This is a genomic window from Streptomyces herbicida, from assembly GCF_032656585.1.
GTDB classification, from domain to species: domain Bacteria; phylum Actinomycetota; class Actinomycetes; order Streptomycetales; family Streptomycetaceae; genus Streptomyces; species Streptomyces herbicida.
This window is the reverse complement of the sequence record NZ_JAUYWJ010000010.1, coordinates 119289-136545: the sequence shown is the minus strand read 5'-3', so window position 1 is coordinate 136545 and position 17257 is coordinate 119289. Positions and strand designations below refer to the sequence as shown.

The 17257-nt window shown below is 71.7% G+C and carries 16 protein-coding genes; 5 read left to right on the top strand and 11 right to left on the bottom strand.

Annotation, left to right across the window (positions count from 1 at the left end; genetic code table 11):
- Window position 1: 1 nt before the first annotated feature.
- Window positions 2-748: a response regulator transcription factor gene (locus Q8A52_RS21840; protein WP_316754374.1), complete on the bottom strand. Its 747-nt coding sequence runs from the start codon at window positions 746-748 to the stop codon at window positions 2-4.
- 114 nt (window positions 749-862) lie between these two features.
- Here Q8A52_RS21840 and Q8A52_RS21835 point away from each other — a divergent pair, with 114 nt between their 5' ends.
- Together Q8A52_RS21835 and Q8A52_RS21830 are read left to right on the top strand one after the other, a co-directional pair.
- Window positions 863-1570, top strand: coding sequence for a glycosyltransferase family 2 protein (locus Q8A52_RS21835; RefSeq protein ID WP_316754373.1), 708 nt, complete (start codon window positions 863-865; stop codon window positions 1568-1570).
- On the top strand, window positions 1567-2184 hold the full coding sequence (locus tag Q8A52_RS21830; protein WP_316754372.1) for a TIGR04282 family arsenosugar biosynthesis glycosyltransferase: 618 nt from the start codon (window positions 1567-1569) through the stop codon (window positions 2182-2184). Before Q8A52_RS21835 ends, Q8A52_RS21830 begins: the two co-directional genes overlap by 4 nt.
- Window positions 2185-2444: 260 nt before the next feature.
- On the opposite strand, the gene Q8A52_RS21825 is transcribed toward Q8A52_RS21830, so the two are convergent.
- Together Q8A52_RS21825 and Q8A52_RS21820 are read right to left on the bottom strand one after the other, a co-directional pair.
- Window positions 2445-2912, bottom strand: coding sequence for a hypothetical protein (locus Q8A52_RS21825; protein WP_316754371.1), 468 nt, complete (start codon window positions 2910-2912; stop codon window positions 2445-2447).
- Window positions 2912-4138: a molybdopterin-dependent oxidoreductase gene (locus Q8A52_RS21820; protein ID WP_316754370.1), complete on the bottom strand. Its 1227-nt coding sequence runs from the start codon at window positions 4136-4138 to the stop codon at window positions 2912-2914. Before Q8A52_RS21820 ends, Q8A52_RS21825 begins: the two co-directional genes overlap by 1 nt.
- A 177-nt stretch (window positions 4139-4315) precedes the next feature.
- Between Q8A52_RS21820 and Q8A52_RS21815 the strand changes: the two genes are divergently transcribed.
- Window positions 4316-5710 (top strand): hypothetical protein, encoded by a 1395-nt coding sequence (locus Q8A52_RS21815; protein ID WP_316754369.1) that lies wholly within the window; start codon window positions 4316-4318, stop codon window positions 5708-5710.
- 78 nt (window positions 5711-5788) lie between these two features.
- On the opposite strand, the gene Q8A52_RS21810 is transcribed toward Q8A52_RS21815, so the two are convergent.
- Window positions 5789-7705, bottom strand: coding sequence for a collagenase (locus Q8A52_RS21810; protein WP_316754368.1), 1917 nt, complete (start codon window positions 7703-7705; stop codon window positions 5789-5791).
- Between the two features lie 146 nt (window positions 7706-7851).
- Complete coding sequence (locus Q8A52_RS21805; protein WP_316754367.1) at window positions 7852-8811, bottom strand: LysR family transcriptional regulator; 960 nt, start codon at window positions 8809-8811, stop codon at window positions 7852-7854.
- A gap of 515 nt (window positions 8812-9326) precedes the next feature.
- Between Q8A52_RS21805 and Q8A52_RS21800 the strand changes: the two genes are divergently transcribed.
- Window positions 9327-10781, top strand: a complete 1455-nt coding sequence (locus tag Q8A52_RS21800) for a glyceraldehyde-3-phosphate dehydrogenase (protein ID WP_316754366.1) — start codon at window positions 9327-9329, stop codon at window positions 10779-10781.
- 95 nt (window positions 10782-10876) lie between these two features.
- On the opposite strand, the gene Q8A52_RS21795 is transcribed toward Q8A52_RS21800, so the two are convergent.
- The 3 genes from Q8A52_RS21795 to Q8A52_RS21785 form a co-directional block, all read right to left on the bottom strand.
- Complete coding sequence (locus tag Q8A52_RS21795; RefSeq protein ID WP_316754365.1) at window positions 10877-11347, bottom strand: VOC family protein; 471 nt, start codon at window positions 11345-11347, stop codon at window positions 10877-10879.
- Between the two features lie 162 nt (window positions 11348-11509).
- Entirely contained in the window at window positions 11510-11938 is a 429-nt protein-coding gene (locus Q8A52_RS21790; protein ID WP_316754364.1) for a DUF7144 family membrane protein, read from the bottom strand.
- A 33-nt stretch (window positions 11939-11971) separates the two neighbouring features.
- Window positions 11972-12445: an SHOCT domain-containing protein gene (locus Q8A52_RS21785; RefSeq protein WP_316754363.1), complete on the bottom strand. Its 474-nt coding sequence runs from the start codon at window positions 12443-12445 to the stop codon at window positions 11972-11974.
- Window positions 12446-12930: 485 nt separating this feature from the next.
- Between Q8A52_RS21785 and Q8A52_RS21780 the strand changes: the two genes are divergently transcribed.
- A complete protein-coding gene (locus Q8A52_RS21780) occupies window positions 12931-13455 on the top strand; it encodes a potassium channel family protein (RefSeq protein WP_316754362.1) in 525 nt (174 codons plus the stop codon).
- A 3-nt stretch (window positions 13456-13458) separates the two neighbouring features.
- Here Q8A52_RS21780 and Q8A52_RS21775 read toward each other — a convergent pair whose 3' ends face one another.
- The 3 genes from Q8A52_RS21775 to Q8A52_RS21765 all read right to left on the bottom strand — a co-directional run bounded on the left by Q8A52_RS21775 (window position 13459) and on the right by Q8A52_RS21765 (window position 17196).
- Window positions 13459-13665, bottom strand: coding sequence for a hypothetical protein (locus tag Q8A52_RS21775; RefSeq protein ID WP_316754361.1), 207 nt, complete (start codon window positions 13663-13665; stop codon window positions 13459-13461).
- A 232-nt stretch (window positions 13666-13897) separates the two neighbouring features.
- A complete protein-coding gene (locus Q8A52_RS21770; RefSeq protein ID WP_316754360.1) occupies window positions 13898-14416 on the bottom strand; it encodes a hypothetical protein in 519 nt (172 codons plus the stop codon).
- 44 nt (window positions 14417-14460) lie between these two features.
- Window positions 14461-17196: a LuxR C-terminal-related transcriptional regulator gene (locus Q8A52_RS21765; RefSeq protein WP_408649230.1), complete on the bottom strand. Its 2736-nt coding sequence runs from the start codon at window positions 17194-17196 to the stop codon at window positions 14461-14463.
- Between the last annotated feature and the right edge of the window lie 61 nt (window positions 17197-17257).

The following is a 17257-nucleotide window of genomic DNA, read 5'->3' as shown; positions in this document are numbered from 1 at the left end:
TTCAGCTCCCTTCCTCTCCACCGGAGTCGAAGCGGTAGCCGACGCCCCACACGGTCTGGATGAGGCGGGGGCTTGCCGGGTCGTCCTCGACCTTGCCGCGCAGCCGGCGGACGTGGACGGTGACCGTGGACAGATCACCGAAGTCCCAGCCCCAGACCTCGCGCATCAGATCCTCGCGGCTGTAGGCCCGGCCGGGATGGCGCAGGAAGAAGGCGAGCAGGTCGAACTCGCGGAGCGTGAGGGCGAGTTCGACGCCGTTCTTGGTGGCGCGGCGGGCGCCGGGGTCGACGTGGAGCCCGGCCGCGCCCAACGGGTCCTTCCCGGGGCCGGGCCGGGTGCGCCGCAGCACGGACTCCACCCTGAGGACCAGCTCCCGGGGGCTGAAGGGTTTGGTGACGTAGTCGTCCGCCCCCACCTCCAGGCCCAGGATGCGATCGTCCTCGTCGCCGCGCGCGGTGAGCATGATCACCGGCACCGGGCCGTGCCCGCGCAGCCTGCGGCACACCTCCAGGCCGTCCATGCCGGGCAGCATCAGGTCCAGGACCACCAGATCCGGCCAGTGCGCGCTCGCCCGGGCGAGCGCCGACGGCCCGTCCGGGGCCCGGTCCACGACATGGCCCGCGCGGTCCAGATAGCCGGAGACCACCTCGGCGACGGTGGGATCGTCCTCCACGACCAGGACGCGGGCACCCTCGCCCGGCCGCCTCGTGGCGGTCGCCGACTCGTCGGCTTCGTACGGCTGCTGCATGCGTCCAGCCTCGCACCACGCCCCCGCCCGTGCGGCCCACCAGGGCGGTCCTGCCCCGGACGTCCGTGTTTCGTAAGGACCAGAAGCCCGATATGCACCATTCGCGTTCGTAGGGTGAAAGCCGTGACGACCTCTCCCCCCTCCCCGGACGTCGACGTTGTCCTCCCCTGCCTGAACGAGGCCGACGCCCTGCCCTGGGTGCTCGCCCGCATCCCGCGGGGCTGGCGCGCACTCGTCGTGGACAACGGGTCCACCGACGGCTCGGCGGACATCGCCCGCGCACTGGGCGCCACCGTGGTGCACGAACCCCGCCGCGGGTTCGGCTCCGCCTGCCACGCGGGCCTGGCCGCCGCCACCGCGGACGTCGTCTGCTTCTGCGACTGCGACGCCTCGCTCGACCCCTCGCTGCTCGCGCCCTTCGTCGGCGAGGTGTGCGCCGACGAGGCGGACCTGGTGCTCGGCCGGCGGCGGCCGCAGGGCCGGGGGGCGTGGCCGCCGCACGCCCGGGTGGGCAACCTCGCGCTGGCCCTGATACTGCGCCGCCGCACCGGACTGCGCCTGCACGACCTCGGCCCGCTGCGCGCCGCCCGCCGCGAGGGACTGCTGACCCTCGCCCTGACCGACCGGCGCAACGGATACCCCCTCCAGATGGTCGTGCGGGCCGCCGACGCGGGCTGGCGCATCGCCGAGCACGACGTGCCGTATCTGCCGCGATCCGGCGTCTCCAAGGTGACGGGCACCTGGCGCGGCACCTGGCAGGCGGTACGGGACATGCGCCGCGTCCTGGCGGAGCCGCCCGTCCGAGAGGGGATCCCCCGGTGACCACGTTGCTCGTGATCGCCAAGGAGCCGCTTCCCGGGCGGGTCAAGACCCGGCTGACGCCCCCGTTCACCGCCCAGCAGGCGGCATCGCTCGCCGAGGCGGCCCTCGCGGACACCCTGCACACCGTGGCGGCCACTCCCGCCGCGCGGCGCGTCCTCGTCCTGGACGGTGCGCCCGGCCCCTGGCTGCCGCCCGGCTTCGACGTCGTACCGCAGTGCGCGGGCGGGCTGGACGAGCGACTGGCCGGCGCCTTCGCCCGGTGCGCCGGCCCGGCCCTGCTCATCGGCATGGACACACCGCAGGTGACCCCGGATCTGCTCACGGTGGACTTCGCCGGCTGCGACGCGTACTTCGGTCCCGCCGAGGACGGCGGTTTCTGGGCCCTGGGGCTGGCCGAACCCGACCCCGGACTGCTGCGGGGCGTCCCCATGTCGACGCCGGTGACCGGCGCCGTCCAGCGGGAGCAGCTGGTCGCCGCGGGCCTGCGGGTGCACGACCTGCCCCGGCTGCGCGACGTCGACACCGCCGCCGACGCACAGGCCGTCGCCGCAGCGGCACCGTACGGCCGGTTCGCGGCCCGGCTCGCCCGGCTGACGACGGTCCCGGGCCGCTGAGCACCGCACACGAGCTCACGCGGCCCGGCACCGCGCCCCAGGGCCGACGCCTGCACCGAGGCCGACACGCCGGGCACGGCCCCCTCTTCCCGCGGCGCGCCGAGGGCCGACTGCTGCCCCTGGAGCTGGAGCGCTGGTGCGCCGAGGCCGACGGGGTCGACCTGGAGGGTTGCCGGCACAGTGCGAGGGCGCGGTTCTCGACGTCGGACGCCGGCCCGGGCGGCCGATGGCGCTCGCCTCGAGGGCCGGCGTGCCGGCGCTCAGTGGGGCTCGGGCGGCTCGGGCGACCGGTGCTTCGCCGCCCGGCGCAGCCGGAGCGCCAGCAGCAGGGCCGAACCGCCGAACAGTACGGCGGTGATCAGCAGCCAGCGGGCCAGGAAGCCGTCCGTCGACAGGCCGGCGGCCAACTGGTAGCTGCTGTCCACCTGACCGCTGATCAGGGGGAACCAGATCAGGAGCAGCAGCAGGGACAGGGCCGCCGGGACCCGGACGTACATCGCCCACTCCCGGCGGCCGGTCGTGCCCAGGCCCCGGACGACGGCTCGGTCGGCCGACGAGTACAGCGGGAGCAGCACCAGGTCGTGCAGCAGTGCCGCGCCGACGAACCACAGCGCCACGCCGAGCCAGTCACCCGCAAGGAGGCGCACCCCGGCGTATCCGGCCAGCGCGAACGAGCAGCCGAGCAGCAGCAGTTGCAGCGGGCTGCCGATGGGGATCCGGTGCGTCATCACAGGTCTCCGAAGGTCATCCGGGCCACCCACTTGGTGTTGAGGACACCGGGCGCCGCGGGGACGATGATCCGCGCCGGGTAGCCGTGGTCGAGGGTCAGGTCCTCGCCGTTGGCGTACAGGGCGAGCAGCGAGCGTGGGTCCGCCACCTGGTTGGCGCGCAGCGCGGCCTTGCGGAACGCGCCGTGGCGCTGCAGGGACTCGACGAACACGTCCGGTGGATCTCCGTCGTATCCGACGAGGGCCGCGAGGTCGCGCAGGCGCACCCCGCGCCACCACTGGTCGCCGGTCGCCCAGCCCTCCACACAGGCGATGGGCAGCGCGGAGCTGTGCAGGGGCAGCCGGGCGAGTTCGGCGCGGCCGAGCCGGACGGTTCCGGTACGGCCGGTGACCACCAGGCGCCAGGCGTCGTCGCTCGTCTCCGCCGCGGTGATGCGCGCGTACGCGGCCGTCTTGTTGATCTGGAAGCCGCCGGGGCCGCTGCCCGGGTCGGCCCAGCCGTGCGGTGCGAGCAGGGCGGTCGCGCGCAGCGGCTGGTCGAAGCTGCGGCCGGCGCTGGTCGCGAACAGGAGCAGGGAGCCACCGCCGACGAACCACAGCGCGCCGCGCCGGGAGACGGTGGGGGGACCGGGCCGCGGCGACAGCAGCTCGCCCTCCTCCCGCTGCCCGCGCAGGGTCCGTACGGCCGTGGGCAGCTTGAGCACGGCGTGCGCGACGAAGGCCGCGAAGAAGACCCAGGCGCCGTAGAAGTGCAGGGGGTAGAAGGAGCCGGGAAAGATGTAGTCGAGCTGGATGTTGAGGACGCCCGTCGTGAACTCGAACAGCGCGCCCCCGACCAGCAGCAGCAGCGAGAGCCGCTCCAGCGCGTGGGCCACGGAGCGGGCCGGGGGCAGCGTGAACAGCCTCGGCACGACCGACCACAGCTTGGCCAGCAGGACCGGGATGAGCGTGAGCCCGAGGGTGACGTGCACGCCCTGGGTGAACCGGTAGAGCCAGTGCGGGCTCGTCGGCCAGGAGAAGAGGTAGAAGCCGAGGATGCCCTTGTCGGGGGTCGTGTCGTTCACCGGCGACAGGTCCGGGTTGTACGAGGCGTACGAGACCAGCCCGGTCACGAACAGCACGGTGATGCCGACGAGCAGGACGACGCCGAGCACGGAGGTGAACCAGGGGCCGCGCACGGAGCTGCGCCAGAAGCCCGGAGAGGTGGGGAGCCGTTGGTCGTGCATGATCAGACCGTAGGGCGGGTGCACCCCCGCACCGGGTGCGCAACCCCTGACGAAACGCCGACGTCCGGCCCATGCGCCGACGTCACGGCCGCCTTTCGGCCTAGGGCCGGTCGCGGATCATGCCGCATACGCGAGGTCTGGCACGCCCGTCCGCCGAACAGGCCCTAGCGTTCCGCTGTGACCCGCGCCCACCTCCGCGACCTGTGTGCCGTCGCGGCCGCCGCCCTGCTCGTCCTGACGGCCGTCCTCGTCGGCCGCCGCATCCAGGACGCCCATCGCACCCTGTTCGTCCACTGGCCACCGCTGTTCGCGGATTGGGACCCCCATGTGGGGCCGGGCACCCCGGGGGCCCTCGTGGTCGCGGTGGCCGTGATCGCATACGGTCCGCGTCTCGCCCTGCGGCTGCCGTGGGGGGCGCTGCTCGCGGCGGCCTGGGGCGCCTCGCTCGCCTGGACCTGGTCGCTGGCGCTGGTCGACGGCTGGCACCGGGGCGTCGCGGGACGGCTCACCACCACCAACGAGTACCTCCGGGTCGTCGGCCGCTTCCACGACATCCCCGGCACCCTGCGCGACTTCACCCACCACGTCCTGGCCCAGTCGCCCGCGCCCTGGCCCGCCCATATCGCCGGCCACCCCCCGGCCGCCACGGTGACCTTCGTGCTGCTCGACCACGTCGGTCTGCGGGGCGGCGGCTGGGCGGGAGCCTGGTGCATCACCGTCGGCACCACCGCCTGTGCGGCCGTGCTGGTGACGGTGGGACTGCTGGCGGGACGGGAACTCGCCCGGCGGGCCGCACCGTTCCTGGTGCTGGCACCGGCCGCGGTGTGGGTCGGGACGTCCGCCGACGGATACTTCGCGGCCGTGGCCGCCTGGTCCGTGGCGCTGCTCGCGGTGGCGGTGGCCGGGCGGTCGGGGGCCGGGGCACGGGCCGCGGCCACCTTCGGCGCGGGGCTGCTGTTCGGTCTGACCTGCTATCTCTCGTACGGCCTCACGCTGTTCGCGCTGATCGGTGCCGCCGTGGTGCTGCTCGGCCGGGTCCGGGTCCACGACCTGGTCCGCGGGCTGCCGTTCCTCCTGGCGGGCCTCGCCGTGGTGCCGCTGCTGTTCACCCTCGCCGGCTTCGACTGGTTCGAGGGGTACCGGCTTCTGGTCACGCGCTACTACCAAGGGGTCGGCGGCATCCGTCCCTACGGGTACTGGGTCTGGGCGAACCTGGCCTGCACCGTGCTGACCGTCGGATTCGCGACCGCGGCCGGTCTCGGCCGTGCCGGTTCCGCTCTCGTCGGCGAACGCGCCGCCCTGCTGCCCCGCCGGTCGCGGGAAACCACCGACGCGGCCGACCCGGCCGCCGCTGCCGACGCGCGCCTCGCCCTGCTCGTGTTCAGCGCGCTGGCGGCACTGTTCGTCGCCGACCTCTCCGGCATGAGCAAGGCGGAGACGGAACGCATCTGGCTGCCGTTCGCCCAGTGGCTGCTGCCCTCCTGCGCGCTCCTCACCGGTCCGCGGGCCTGGCTCACCGCACAGGCAGTCCTCGCCCTGCTCGTCAACCACCTGCTGCTGACAGGTTGGTGAGTGGTCGTCGGCAACCCGCACGCCGCACGAACGACGGCGGCAACCTGTCGGTCGCCGCCGCTGTCCGCAGGGATCGGACTACGGAGTGGCGCAGCCGCCGCTCGCGCACGCCGTGAGCCACTGGTCGAAGTCGTCGTCGTAGCGGGTGCCGATGCCGGTGGCGTAGACGTCGTATCCGCCCGGGTAGTCGCCCACCCGGAAGCGGGCGAGCATGCTCTGGATGTCCGTCGGGTGCTTCTCGAACATATAGCGGGCCGCCAGATAGCCCCACGGATACGTGCGGGTCACATCGCTGTTGGCGTAGGTGTTCTGGAACAGCATGCTCAGCCGGTAGGTGTGCTTGCGCGCCTCGGCGACCGCCTGGTCGTCGGTGATGCCGCGGTAGCCGTAGGAGACGTACTCGGCCAGGCCCTCGATCCACCAGACGTCCGGGACCGACGTCTGCAGGCCGAAGTCGCCCTTCATGTCGTCACGGGCGTCGAGGAAGTGCGTGTACTCGTGGTTGAGGTTCCATATCCGGGCCGGGAAGCCGTTGTCGTAGTTCTTCTGGTACATGATCGAAAGCGGTTGGTTGGCCGGGTCGGACGGGTCTCCTTCCAGGGTGATGCCGCCGTTGTCCGTGCTGACGCCGTAGATCGCGCCGGCGTAGGTCTGGTAGTCGGCTCGGCTGGCGAAGACGACGAGGTGGATGGTCGACACATACTGGCCGGGTATGGGTCCGCCGTCCTTGACGAGGCGGTGGAAGTAGGCGTCCTGGCCCAGCACACTGGAGCAGGCGGCGTCGAGGTCGGCCGCGGTGAGCGACTGCGCGCGGATGGTGTGCGCGGAGTCGCAGGGGTGGGTGATCGGCAGGGCGGCCCTGGTCAGCTGGCCGGGCAGGTCGCACACGCCGTAGTAGGAGCAGTTGGCGCGGTCGTAGTAGTCGGCCTGCGTGGCCACCGCGACCCACAGTCCGGCCGTGGGGCCGGTGATCGCCGAGGTGTCCAGCAGGTCCTTGGCCAGGGGCCGGGCCGTTGCCTGCAGCGCCGGGTGTTCGACGTAACGGGCGAGGTTCATCCCGGCGTTGGAGTCGAGGTAGGCGCGGTCCGTGCCGAGCAGGTCGAGGTGTTCGTGCGCGAAGGTGTCGAGGGTCTCGACGACGCTCGGGTCCTCGGCGACCGCGTCGACGTACTCCGGGTTCCAATTGCCGCGCCAGAGCGGGGTGTAGACGTCGTTGACCGCCGCGACCATGCTGGCGATGTCGTCGTAGGAGCTGTCGTAGTTCTCGAGCATGCGCTGGTAGACGTCCAGATAGCGGGCCTGCTGGTCTGCGCTGTCGGTGAGGATGACGACCTCGCCCAGCACGTCGCCGTTGGCCGCGGTGACGTCGCTCGAATGCCGGCGGGCGAAGAAGGCGTCCAGACCGTTCGTGGTGGCCGTGGTCAGGCGCGGGCCGTAGGGGCCGACGTCGGCCGGGTGGTTGAACTGCACGTAGTAGCCGGCGCGCAGGAACAGGACGAGTTGCCACACGTGGTCCGCGTTGTCACCGCGATAGGTGCGCGCGGCGCGGGTGAAGGCGTTCGCGACGGTGACCATCTGGGACTGGCGGAAGACGTCGTGCGCGGCCGAACCGGTCACCGCGAACAGGGTGTTGACGCAGTCCGTGGTCGAGGCCTTGACCAGGGCGACGAGCGCGGCACCGGTTCTGCTGCCGAAGTCGGCCGGGGTGCACGAGGGTGCTTTCTTGAGGGTTCGGGGACGGGCGGGCGCCGGCTGCTGGGGTGGCAGTTGCGCGGGGCTGAGTTGCCGTTGCTGTACGGCGGGACGGTCGGCGGTGCGGACGGTCGAGCCGGTCGGCGGCGGGGGCGGCGTCGGCTTGTGGGAGGTGGTGACTGCGGTGCTGTCGGCCGGGGCGGGGGGCGCCGCGAGGGCCGGCGTCGACAACAGGCCGGCCAGGATGACGCAGACGGCGAGAACGCCGGCCTTGCGTCCGGGCAGCGCGGAGCGATAGCGCATCTGGGCTCCTCCACGGATGGATGCGCCTCTATGGGGGTTGATGAGGCGTGTGCAGCACTGTGCCAAGGGCTGCGCGCGCCAACAATGGCATGTGACATAGCACATGGCGTCCGACGGCCCATAACATCCGGCCCCGGCGGTCTCGGCTACGTTCCGGCGCCGCTCCAGGTGCGTGCGGCCCAGGACCTCAAGTGCGGTGATTGCGCCACGAGTTCACGATGTGCGGCGACGGCCGACTGGAAGAGCGTCTCGGCCAGCTCCTGGGCCACCGCGCCCGGCCGCCAGGCCAGCACATAGCGGCACCACAACGGCGTACCGACCAGCGGTTTGACCACCACCTGCGGGATCGGGCGCATGGTCGGCTGGACGAGGGACACACCGAGTCCGTCGGCGATCATCCGCTGCAACTGCAGCTGGTCACCGAGGAATTCGTGCACGGTCACCGGGGTGAAACCGGCCGCCTCGCAGGCCGTGTAGAAGACCCCCGGCCACCCCGCACCGTCGTCCGGTGTCACGAACCACGCGTCCTCGGCCAGGTCGGCCAGCGACACCTGGGCGCGGTGCCGCAGGCGGTGGCGGGACGGAAGGGCCACGAACGTCGGCTCGGTGACGATCCCGCGGTGCGTCACCGCGGCCGAGTGCCTCAGCTCCATTCCGGGGTAGTCGGCGGCGATGGCCGCGTCCACCGCGCCCTCCTCCAGGAGCTCGACGATCCGTGAGGAGGCGTACACGCTGTTCACCGAGAGGTCGACGTCCGGCAGCCGGGCCCGGAACCGGGACACCGCGCCCGACAGGACCGGCGAATTGGTCGCCGCCACCCGCAGCGTCCGGCGCGCCTTCGGGGCGCCGCGGGCCGGACGGTGGCCGATCGCTTCGACGCGGGCAAGGACGTCGCGGGCCTGAGTGAGCACCTCGGCGCCGTACGGCGTGGGCCGCACCCCGGTCGCCCCGCGCTCGAACAGGGGCTCCCCGAAGTGACCCTCGATCCGGCGGAGCTGGGTGCTGATGGCCGGCTGTGAGTACCCCAGGTCCGCGGCGGCCCGGCCCACGCTCCCCGCATCGGCGATCGCGCACAGCACGCGCAGATGCCGAAGCTCCAGCTCCATCCGTCCACTCCTCGTCCATCGGCTCCGGCGGCGGATTCCCTTGGCTCCGCCGCCGGTCAGGAAGCGTTTCATCCCGCCGTGGGGCACACAAGACGGGGCCCTGTGCCGTGTCCGGCGCGCCTCCCGGCTCGTTGGACGGGCCGTATCACCGCAGCACTGCGGGCGCGTGCGATGCGCCCGCTGAGGAGAGACGGGACGTGACGAAGCACACGACGCGAGTACCGGCGGCCCTGCTGCTGGCCGGCGCCGCTCTGGCCGCCACCGTGGCGCCGGCGCTGGCGGCCGGCTCGGGGACGGGGGCGTCCGATCAGCCCGTTGCCAAGCTGATCGGCCAGGTCAGCGGGCCGCTGGTGGAGTGTGCCGTCGACAGCGGGCTCCGCACTGCCGGCCGATGGACATCAGTCCCTGACCGGGGCACCCACAGGGGTCCAGCGGTTCACTCCGATGACCCGTTTGAATGATGAAAGCTAGGTGGCGCTAGCATATGAGCGCCACCTAGCTCGAAAGAGATTCCTGTGACTGTCAACGACGACTCGTTCACCGACTGGAAGAACCGCGAAGAGATCGCGGAGTCCATGATCCCGATCATCGGAAAGCTGCACAGGGAGCGGGACGTGACGATCCTGCTCCACAGCCGTTCCTTGGTGAACAAGTCGGTGGTCAGCATCCTCAAGACGCACCGGTTCGCTCGGCAGATCGACGGCGAGGAGCTCACGGTCACGGAGACGCTGCCGTTCCTGCAGGCTCTCACCGCGCTCGACCTCGGCCCGTCCCAGATCGACATCGGCATGCTGGCCGCGACGTACAAGGCCGACGACCGCGGCCTCACGGTGGAGGCGTTCACCGCCGAGGCCGTCGCCGGTGCCACGGGCGCCAACAAGATCGAGCGCGGCGAGGGCCGTGACGTCGTCCTCTACGGCTTCGGCCGCATCGGCCGCCTGGTCGCCCGGCTGCTGATCGAGAAGTCCGGCTCCGGCAACGGCCTGCGGCTGCGCGCCATCGTGGTGCGCGGCGGTGGCGGCCGGGCCGCCGAGGACCTCGTGAAGCGCGCCTCGCTGCTGCGCCGCGACTCCATCCACGGTCAGTTCCAGGGCACGATCACCGTCGACGAGGCGAACAGCACGATCGTCGCCAACGGCAACGCGATCAAGGTGATCTACGCCGACGACCCGACCGAGGTCGACTACACGGCGTACGGCATCAACAACGCCATCCTCATCGACAACACCGGCAAGTGGCGCGACCGCGAGGGCCTGTCGAAGCACCTGCGGCCCGGCATCGACAAGGTCGTCCTGACGGCGCCCGGCAAGGGCGACGTCCCGAACATCGTGCACGGCGTCAACCACGACATGATCAAGCCGGACGAGCAGATCCTGTCCTGCGCGTCCTGCACCACCAACGCGATCGTGCCGCCGCTGAAGGCGATGGACGACCGGTTCGGCGTGCTGCGCGGCCACGTGGAGACCGTCCACTCGTTCACCAACGACCAGAACCTGCTGGACAACTACCACAAGGCCGACCGCCGCGGCCGCTCCGCGCCGCTCAACATGGTCATCACCGAGACCGGTGCCGCCTCCGCCGTGGCGAAGGCGCTGCCCGACCTCAAGGCGAAGATCACCGGCAGCTCGATCCGTGTGCCCGTGCCGGACGTCTCGATCGCGATCCTCAATCTGCAGCTCGCGGGCGAGACCACCCGTGAGGAGGTCCTCGACCACCTCCGGGACGTGTCGCTGACCTCGCCGCTCAAGCGCCAGATCGACTTCACCACGGCCCCTGACGCGGTCTCCAGCGACTTCATCGGCTCGCGCCACGCCTCGATCATCGACGCCGGCGCCACGAAGGTGGAGGGCGACAACGCGATCCTCTACCTCTGGTACGACAACGAGTTCGGCTACTCCTGCCAGGTCGTCCGCGTCGTCCAGCACGTCTCCGGGGTGGAGTACCCGACGTACCCGGCCCCGGCGATCTGATCCGGTCACCTTCTTGCCACGGTGCCCCGGCCGAAGCCACGGCCGGGGCACCGCGCATGTGTCCGGCGAGGCGCCGGCACGGCCGGGTGGTCGCCTCAGCCGCCGTCGGCAGGCCCGAACCAGCTGTCACGGGCGGCTTTGAGGCCGTCATCGTGCTGCTCGGGCAGCAGCCGGAAGAACTTCCAGCAGTACCCGTAGGGGTCGACGCATTCGCAGTACCGCTCACCCCACGGTGCGTCGGTTGGATCCACGGTGATCCGGCAGCCCGCTGACCGGCAGTAGCGCGCGACCGCGTCCACGTCGTCGACTTCCAGGCCGATCACCACGCCCAGCCCACGTGGTCCCGCCTTCGTCTGCCGTTCCCGTTCGCTGTCCGGAAACGGCAGTTCTGTCAGCGCATCCACCAGCAGCTGCAAGTCTCCACGCCGCAAGATCACCATGACCGTTCGGCCCTCGGGCCCGGGCACGGAACCGACCTGCTGGAAGCCGAGCCCTCGGTACAACGCGGCAGCTGCGGCAACATCAGCGACTCGAAGCCCCAACCGAACGGAAGTTGTCTGCCCCACGCATCCTCCACCCCGCCGCGGAACTCATGGCCGACCGGACTCTACCGATCGGCAGGCGCCCGGCTGTGACCGCGTCGGGGCGAAGGCCGACCCGCCTCAAAACGCCGCCCCCGGCGCCGTGCCCACGGCGTCGGGGGCTTCCTCACCCGGGGGTGGCAGGTGCTAGACGGGGCGTGACGGTTGTTCGCTCGGGGACACACACAGCGCCCAGATGACGAAGCCCGAGAAGGCGATCATCACGATCGACCAGATCGGGTAGTACGGCAGGGAGAGGAAGTTGGCGATGATGAGGAGCCCGGCGATGGTCACGCCGGCGACCCGCGCCCACGTCGACCTCTGGAACAGGCCGAGGCCGACGATCACGGCGACCGCGCCCAGGATCAGGTGGACCCAGCCCCAGCCGGAGAGGTCGAACTTGAAGGCGTAGTTGGGTGTCGTGACGAACACGTCGTCGTGGGCGATCGCCATGATGCCCCGGAAGACGTCCAGTATCCCGGCGATCATCAGCATGACGGCCGCGAACGCCGTCAGGCCGCCGGCCCATTGCTGCTTGGTCGTCTGCACTTGCGTCGTGCTGCGTGGAGCGGTCATGCCCGTGCCTCGTTTCCCTATCGTCGGATGTGCTCAGCGACCGGAGGTGGACTGGACGGTTCCGCTCGGGCCGCCCACCGGTCCGTAGTCGCTCAGGACCAGTGCCTTCGCCCTGCTGTACTCCTCATCCGTGATGTCGCCACGAGCGCGCATCTCGGACAGCTTGGCCAGCTCGTCGATGCTGCTGGGCCGGCCCTCGCCGCCCTTGGCCGTCTCGCGGACATAGGAGTCGAAGGCCTGCTGCTGAGCGCGTGCCTGCTCCACCTCCCGGCGCCCCATGCTCTTGCCTCGGGCGATCACGTAGACGAACACGCCCAGGAAGGGCACCAGGACCACGAACACCAGCCAGCCGGCCTTGCCCCAGCCGCTCATGGAGTCGTCATTGAAGATGTCCACGACGATCCGGAACAGCAGGATGAACCACAGGATCCACAGGAAGAACCACAGCATGGTCCAGAAGGCGCTCAGCAGCGGATAGTCGTACGCCAGGTACATCTGCGCGCTCATTTGGTCTCCTCCGTTCCGGGCGCTCACCCGGCAGCCGGTTTGTGCCGGATTCAGCGTGCCCACGGCAAGGACGGGCCGGCCTCACCCGGGGAGGGTGATCGTGCATGCCCCGCTCGGGGCACCGGCTCGGTGTGCGTTCCCCGCTTCCGTGGAGGCCGCCCCGTCGGGAGTGTGCTCCGGTCCGGGACCCGGCTCCGGCCCGCGTGACTCGGTCATGGCTCCTCCTCACGCGATCGGACGGGTCGCCCCCGGACCGCCGACGGGGCGGTGTGTGAGGGCCTCACCGGGCCAGCGTCCCCTCTGCCGTCGCCCGCCGGGTCACCCTCGGCGGGTGATCCCGCCGCACCGCGGTGACGATGAGGGGAAGGTGGACGAGCCCGCCGGCTTCCGGCCGACCGGAACGAGGAGATGTCCGTCGCGATGCAGCGTGGAGGCACGAGATGAGCGGTCCGCTGGCCGGCCCGAGGCGGGTGACGCTACTGGCAGTGACGCGGACGGCCCTCATCACGGCCGCGCTCGTCATCGCCTACTACGTGCTCCCCCTGCGCGAGCGCAGCATGACCGCCACCTCGGCGCTGCTGCTGGCCGGGGTGCTGGCGGTGCTGGCGGTCTTCGCCTGGGAGGTCTGGGCCATCCTGCACTCGCCCCACCCACGGCTGAAGGCCGTCGAGGCCCTGGTCATCACGCTGGCGCTGTTCCTGGTGCTCTTCGCCAGTGCGTACTACGTGGTGGACGGCACCAGCCCGGGTTCCTTCACCGAGCCGCTGACCAAGACGGACGCCCTGTACTTCACGCTGACCACGTTCGCCACCGTCGGCTACGGCGACATCACCGCCGTCTCCCAGGTGGGACGTGTGATGACGATGGTCCAGATGACCTGCGGCCTGCTGCTCGCGGGCGTCGCCGTGCGGATCCTGACGAGCGCGGTGGAAGTGGGGCTGCGTCGGCGGGCGAAGGAGCCGCCGCCCGAGCCGGACGCCGGGAGGGGGGCCGGACGGGACAGGCCGTGACGGTCACGCGGGCCGTTCCGGCAGCCGCCGCATCTCCAGCACGCGCAGCCCCAGCGACTGGCAGCGCTTCAGCAGCCGGTAGAAGTGGGCCTCGTCGACGACCGGGCCGATCAGGACCGTCTGACCGGCCAGCGCCGCATGGTCCAGCTCGGGGAATGCCTTGGCCAGCGTCTCGGACAAGTGTCCTTCGATGCGGATCTCGTAGCGCATGAGCGGCTCTCCCGCGGGGTGTCCGGGGCCAGGCGGACCGTTCCCCCTGTCTGTGATCGTCCGCCTCGGGGTGGCGTCCGGCCTCACCCGGTTCGGGTGACCTGCCGCCGCCTGCCGGGCCCGGCAGGGGAGGCCGTCGGGGTTCCAGGGCACCAAGGCCTCGCAGGTTCGGCCCGTCCGGCCTTCGATCCGTCAGGCCTTCGATCCGTCACGCCTTCGATCCGTCAGGCCTTCACGCCTTAAGGGCCAGCTTGAACGCGATGATCAGCAGGCCGAGGACCAGGTTGACCACGGCCGTGGTGGCCGACTGCCGCCAGGAGGCACCCGCCCGCCGGGCCGCCGCCACCGACCAGCCCACCTGCCCGGCAACGGCCACCGCGAGCGCCAGCCAGAGCGTGCCCGGCAGGTCGAGACCCAGCAACGGGCTCACGGCCACGGCGGCGGCCGGCGGGACGGCGGCCTTGACGATGGGCCACTCGTTGCGGCACACGTGCAGGACGGTCCGCCGGTCCAGGGCCATCTGTGCCAGACGCTCCCCGAACAGCTCCGCATGCACATGCGCGATCCAGAACACCACGCCCGTGAGCAGCAGCAACAGCACGAGCTCCACGCGCGGGAACGCGCCCAGGAGGCCGGCGCCGGCCACCACGGAGGCGGCGAGCATGGATCCGTAGACGCCTCCCGTGTAGTCGGCACGGGCCCGGCGCTCCGCACGGCGTGCCCGTGCGGTGGCGCGTTCGGACGAGGCCATGGTGGTCTCCGCGGGTTCTCAGCAGCCCCGGGCTGCCGGTGCAGTCACAGCAGCCCCAGTTCGCGGGCCCGGCGCACGGCGTCGCTGCGCCGGTTCACCGCGAGCTTCCGGTAGACGCTCTTGAGGTGGGTCTTGACGGTGTTCACCGAGACGAACAGATCGGCGGCGATCTCCTCGGTGGACATCATCTGGGCCAGCCGTTGCAGCACGTCGCGCTCGCGTCCGCTCAGTTCCTCCACGATGAACGGGGCGGGCTCCACCGTAATCCGGGGCGGCCCGCCGCGCCGTGGACCCTCGGAGGTGAGCCAGCCCTCGGTCAGCCCCTGGAGCGGGGCCGTGCACAGGAGCCGCCGGACGCGCGGTCCGGCTTCGAGGAACGGCCGTCGCAGCCGTTCCCGCCGCGCTTCCCGGAGTGCCTGGGCGACGAGTCTGCGGGCGGTCTCGGTGTCGCCCTCCTCGTCGGCGGCCTGGGCGCGTACGAGCGCGGCCCGGACGGTGACCGCGGGACCGGTTTGGCTCTTGGTGCACAGGCGGTCGAGCAGATCGATCGCCTCCCGGCGGTGCCCCGCGGCCAGATGGACGCGCGCCACCTGCACGGCACACGCCGGCTGGTCGTCGTAGGGCACCTGCTCCAGTACCTCCGCGGCGCTGTCGGGCCGTCCTTCGGCGAGGTGGGCGGCGGAGGTGATGAGCGCCGCATGTCCCTGCGCCCAGGGCGAGGGAACGTCGGCGGGAACAGCGGGATCGGCCGCCGCCAGGGCGGCCTGCGCGTCTCCCCGGGCCAGCAGCAGACGCGCCGTCGCGATGGACCGGCCCGCCGCGGTCACGGGGTCCTGGACGTCGGGGCTGGCGTCGGCCGCCTCGTCGAGGAACGCCTGGGCCCGGGCCAGTTCGTCACGGTCGACGGCCACGGCGGCCAGGACCAGCCGCCCGATGCCGCAGCCGGACGGCTGGGGCAGCCCGACCCGCTCCGTCTCCGTCATCGCCGCCAGGGCCTTGCGCTCGGCCCGGCCGGGCCAGCCATTGAGGTAGTCGATCAGTGCCAGATGGCCCAGGGACTCCTCCCGCGGCAGCGCCGTCGAGGCTCCGCCGGGGCCGCCGACCACCGAGGACAGGGCGTCGCGCGCGTCGTCGAAGCGCCCGGCCCACAGGCGCGCCGAACCCAGGTGGGTCAGCAGCAGGGCGGTGAGCTCGGGGTGCTTTTCCAGGAGGTGGACGGGTATCTCGTGGCGCAGTTCCTCGGCCGTCTCGACGGCCTTCTCGGCCTTGCGGGGAGAACCCGTGAGCCGGGCCGCCAGGGCGTCCAGCAGCGTGCAGCTCAGCCACGCCGTCAGGTCGGACCCGTCCGCGGCGAGCCGCTCCTCGGCCTGACGCAGATGGGTCAGGCCCCGGTCGAGGTCGTGCCGGGACAGGTCGCGCGCGGCCCGGACCAGCTCCGCCGCAGGGCTGGTGGTCTCCGGTCCCATCCGGGAGAACAGTTCGGTCAGGTCGTCGCAGCGCAGGCCGGTGAAGAGCTGCCCGATCGCCAGGTCTTCGACGAGGGCGTCGGCGGTGAACTCCCAGTCACCCGCGGCCGCGCCATGGGCCAGGGTCTCCGGCAGGGAGCCGGAGCCGCGCAGCCACTGCGCGGCCCGCCGGTGGAGTTCCGGTTCCAGACCGGGAGAACGTGCCCGCAGATGGGCTCGGAGGATCTCCGCGAACAGCGGGTGGAGCCGGTACCAGGTGCGTCCGAGGTGCTCGACGAAGGCGTTCTGGCGGTGCAGCTCGGCCAGGACGGGCGCGGCACCGGCCTGTCCCGTCAGTGCCTCGGCAAGGTCGGGGCAGAACCGGTCCAGGACGCTGACACGCAGCAGGAGGTCCTGTGTCCGGTCCGTCTGCTGCTTGAGCACCTCCGCGAGGAGGAAGTCGGCGACCGCGCTGCGGTCGGCCTCGAATTCCTTCAGGTACGTCGCGGGATTCGGGCTCTCCTGGGCGGCCAGGGCGCACAGCCGCAGGCCCGCGGCCCATCCCCGGGTGCGGTCCACGAGGGAGCGGGCGGCCTCCACCGGAAGGGTCAGACCGTGCAGCTCCAGCAGGGTGGCCGCCTCTTCCGGGGTGAAGGCGAGCTCGGCGTTGCGGATCTCGGTCATGGCGTCCGCGGCCCGGTAGCGGTGCAGCGGCAGCAGGGGTTCGGTGCGGGTGACCAGGACCAGCCGCATGCCGCTCCCCGCGTGGTGCAGGACGAATTCCAGCTGGTCCGCGATCTCCGGTGCACTCACATGGTCGTACTCGTCGAGCACGACGATCACCGGGCGCTCACGGCCGCTGAGCTCGGCGGCGAGCCGCGCCAGGAGCTTGTGGTCCACCCGGGTCGCGTCCGCCGGGCAGCCGACTTCTGCGGACACCGGCACGCCGACGGCGCGCAGTGCCTGCAGGAGGTAGGCCCAGAACATGCCGGGGCCCTGCTCGCCCGCGTCGTTGGTGAGCCAGGCGACCGTCTCTTCGAGGCCTGCGGCCCAGTCGGCGACGAGCAGGGTCTTACCGGCACCGGCAGCGCCGTTGACCACCGTCAGGGGCGTCTGCAGAGCCTGGTCGAGATGGCCCGCCAGGCGCTCGCGCCGCAGGAAGGTGGCAGGCACCGTCGGCAGGGCGAACCGCGTCTGAAGAAACGGTTCTCCCAGGGGATCGACGTTCGCGTCGGTCGCCGATCCCTCCTCGTTCTCATGGACCGCAGCCACTGCGCTCACCACCCCGTCAATCAGGCCATGGGCAGTGTTCTTCCGCTCAATGATCCCATTCATCCCACAAATGCGCAGAACTCACATGGCCGCATGGTCCGGTCGCTCGGGTCCGATTGACCGG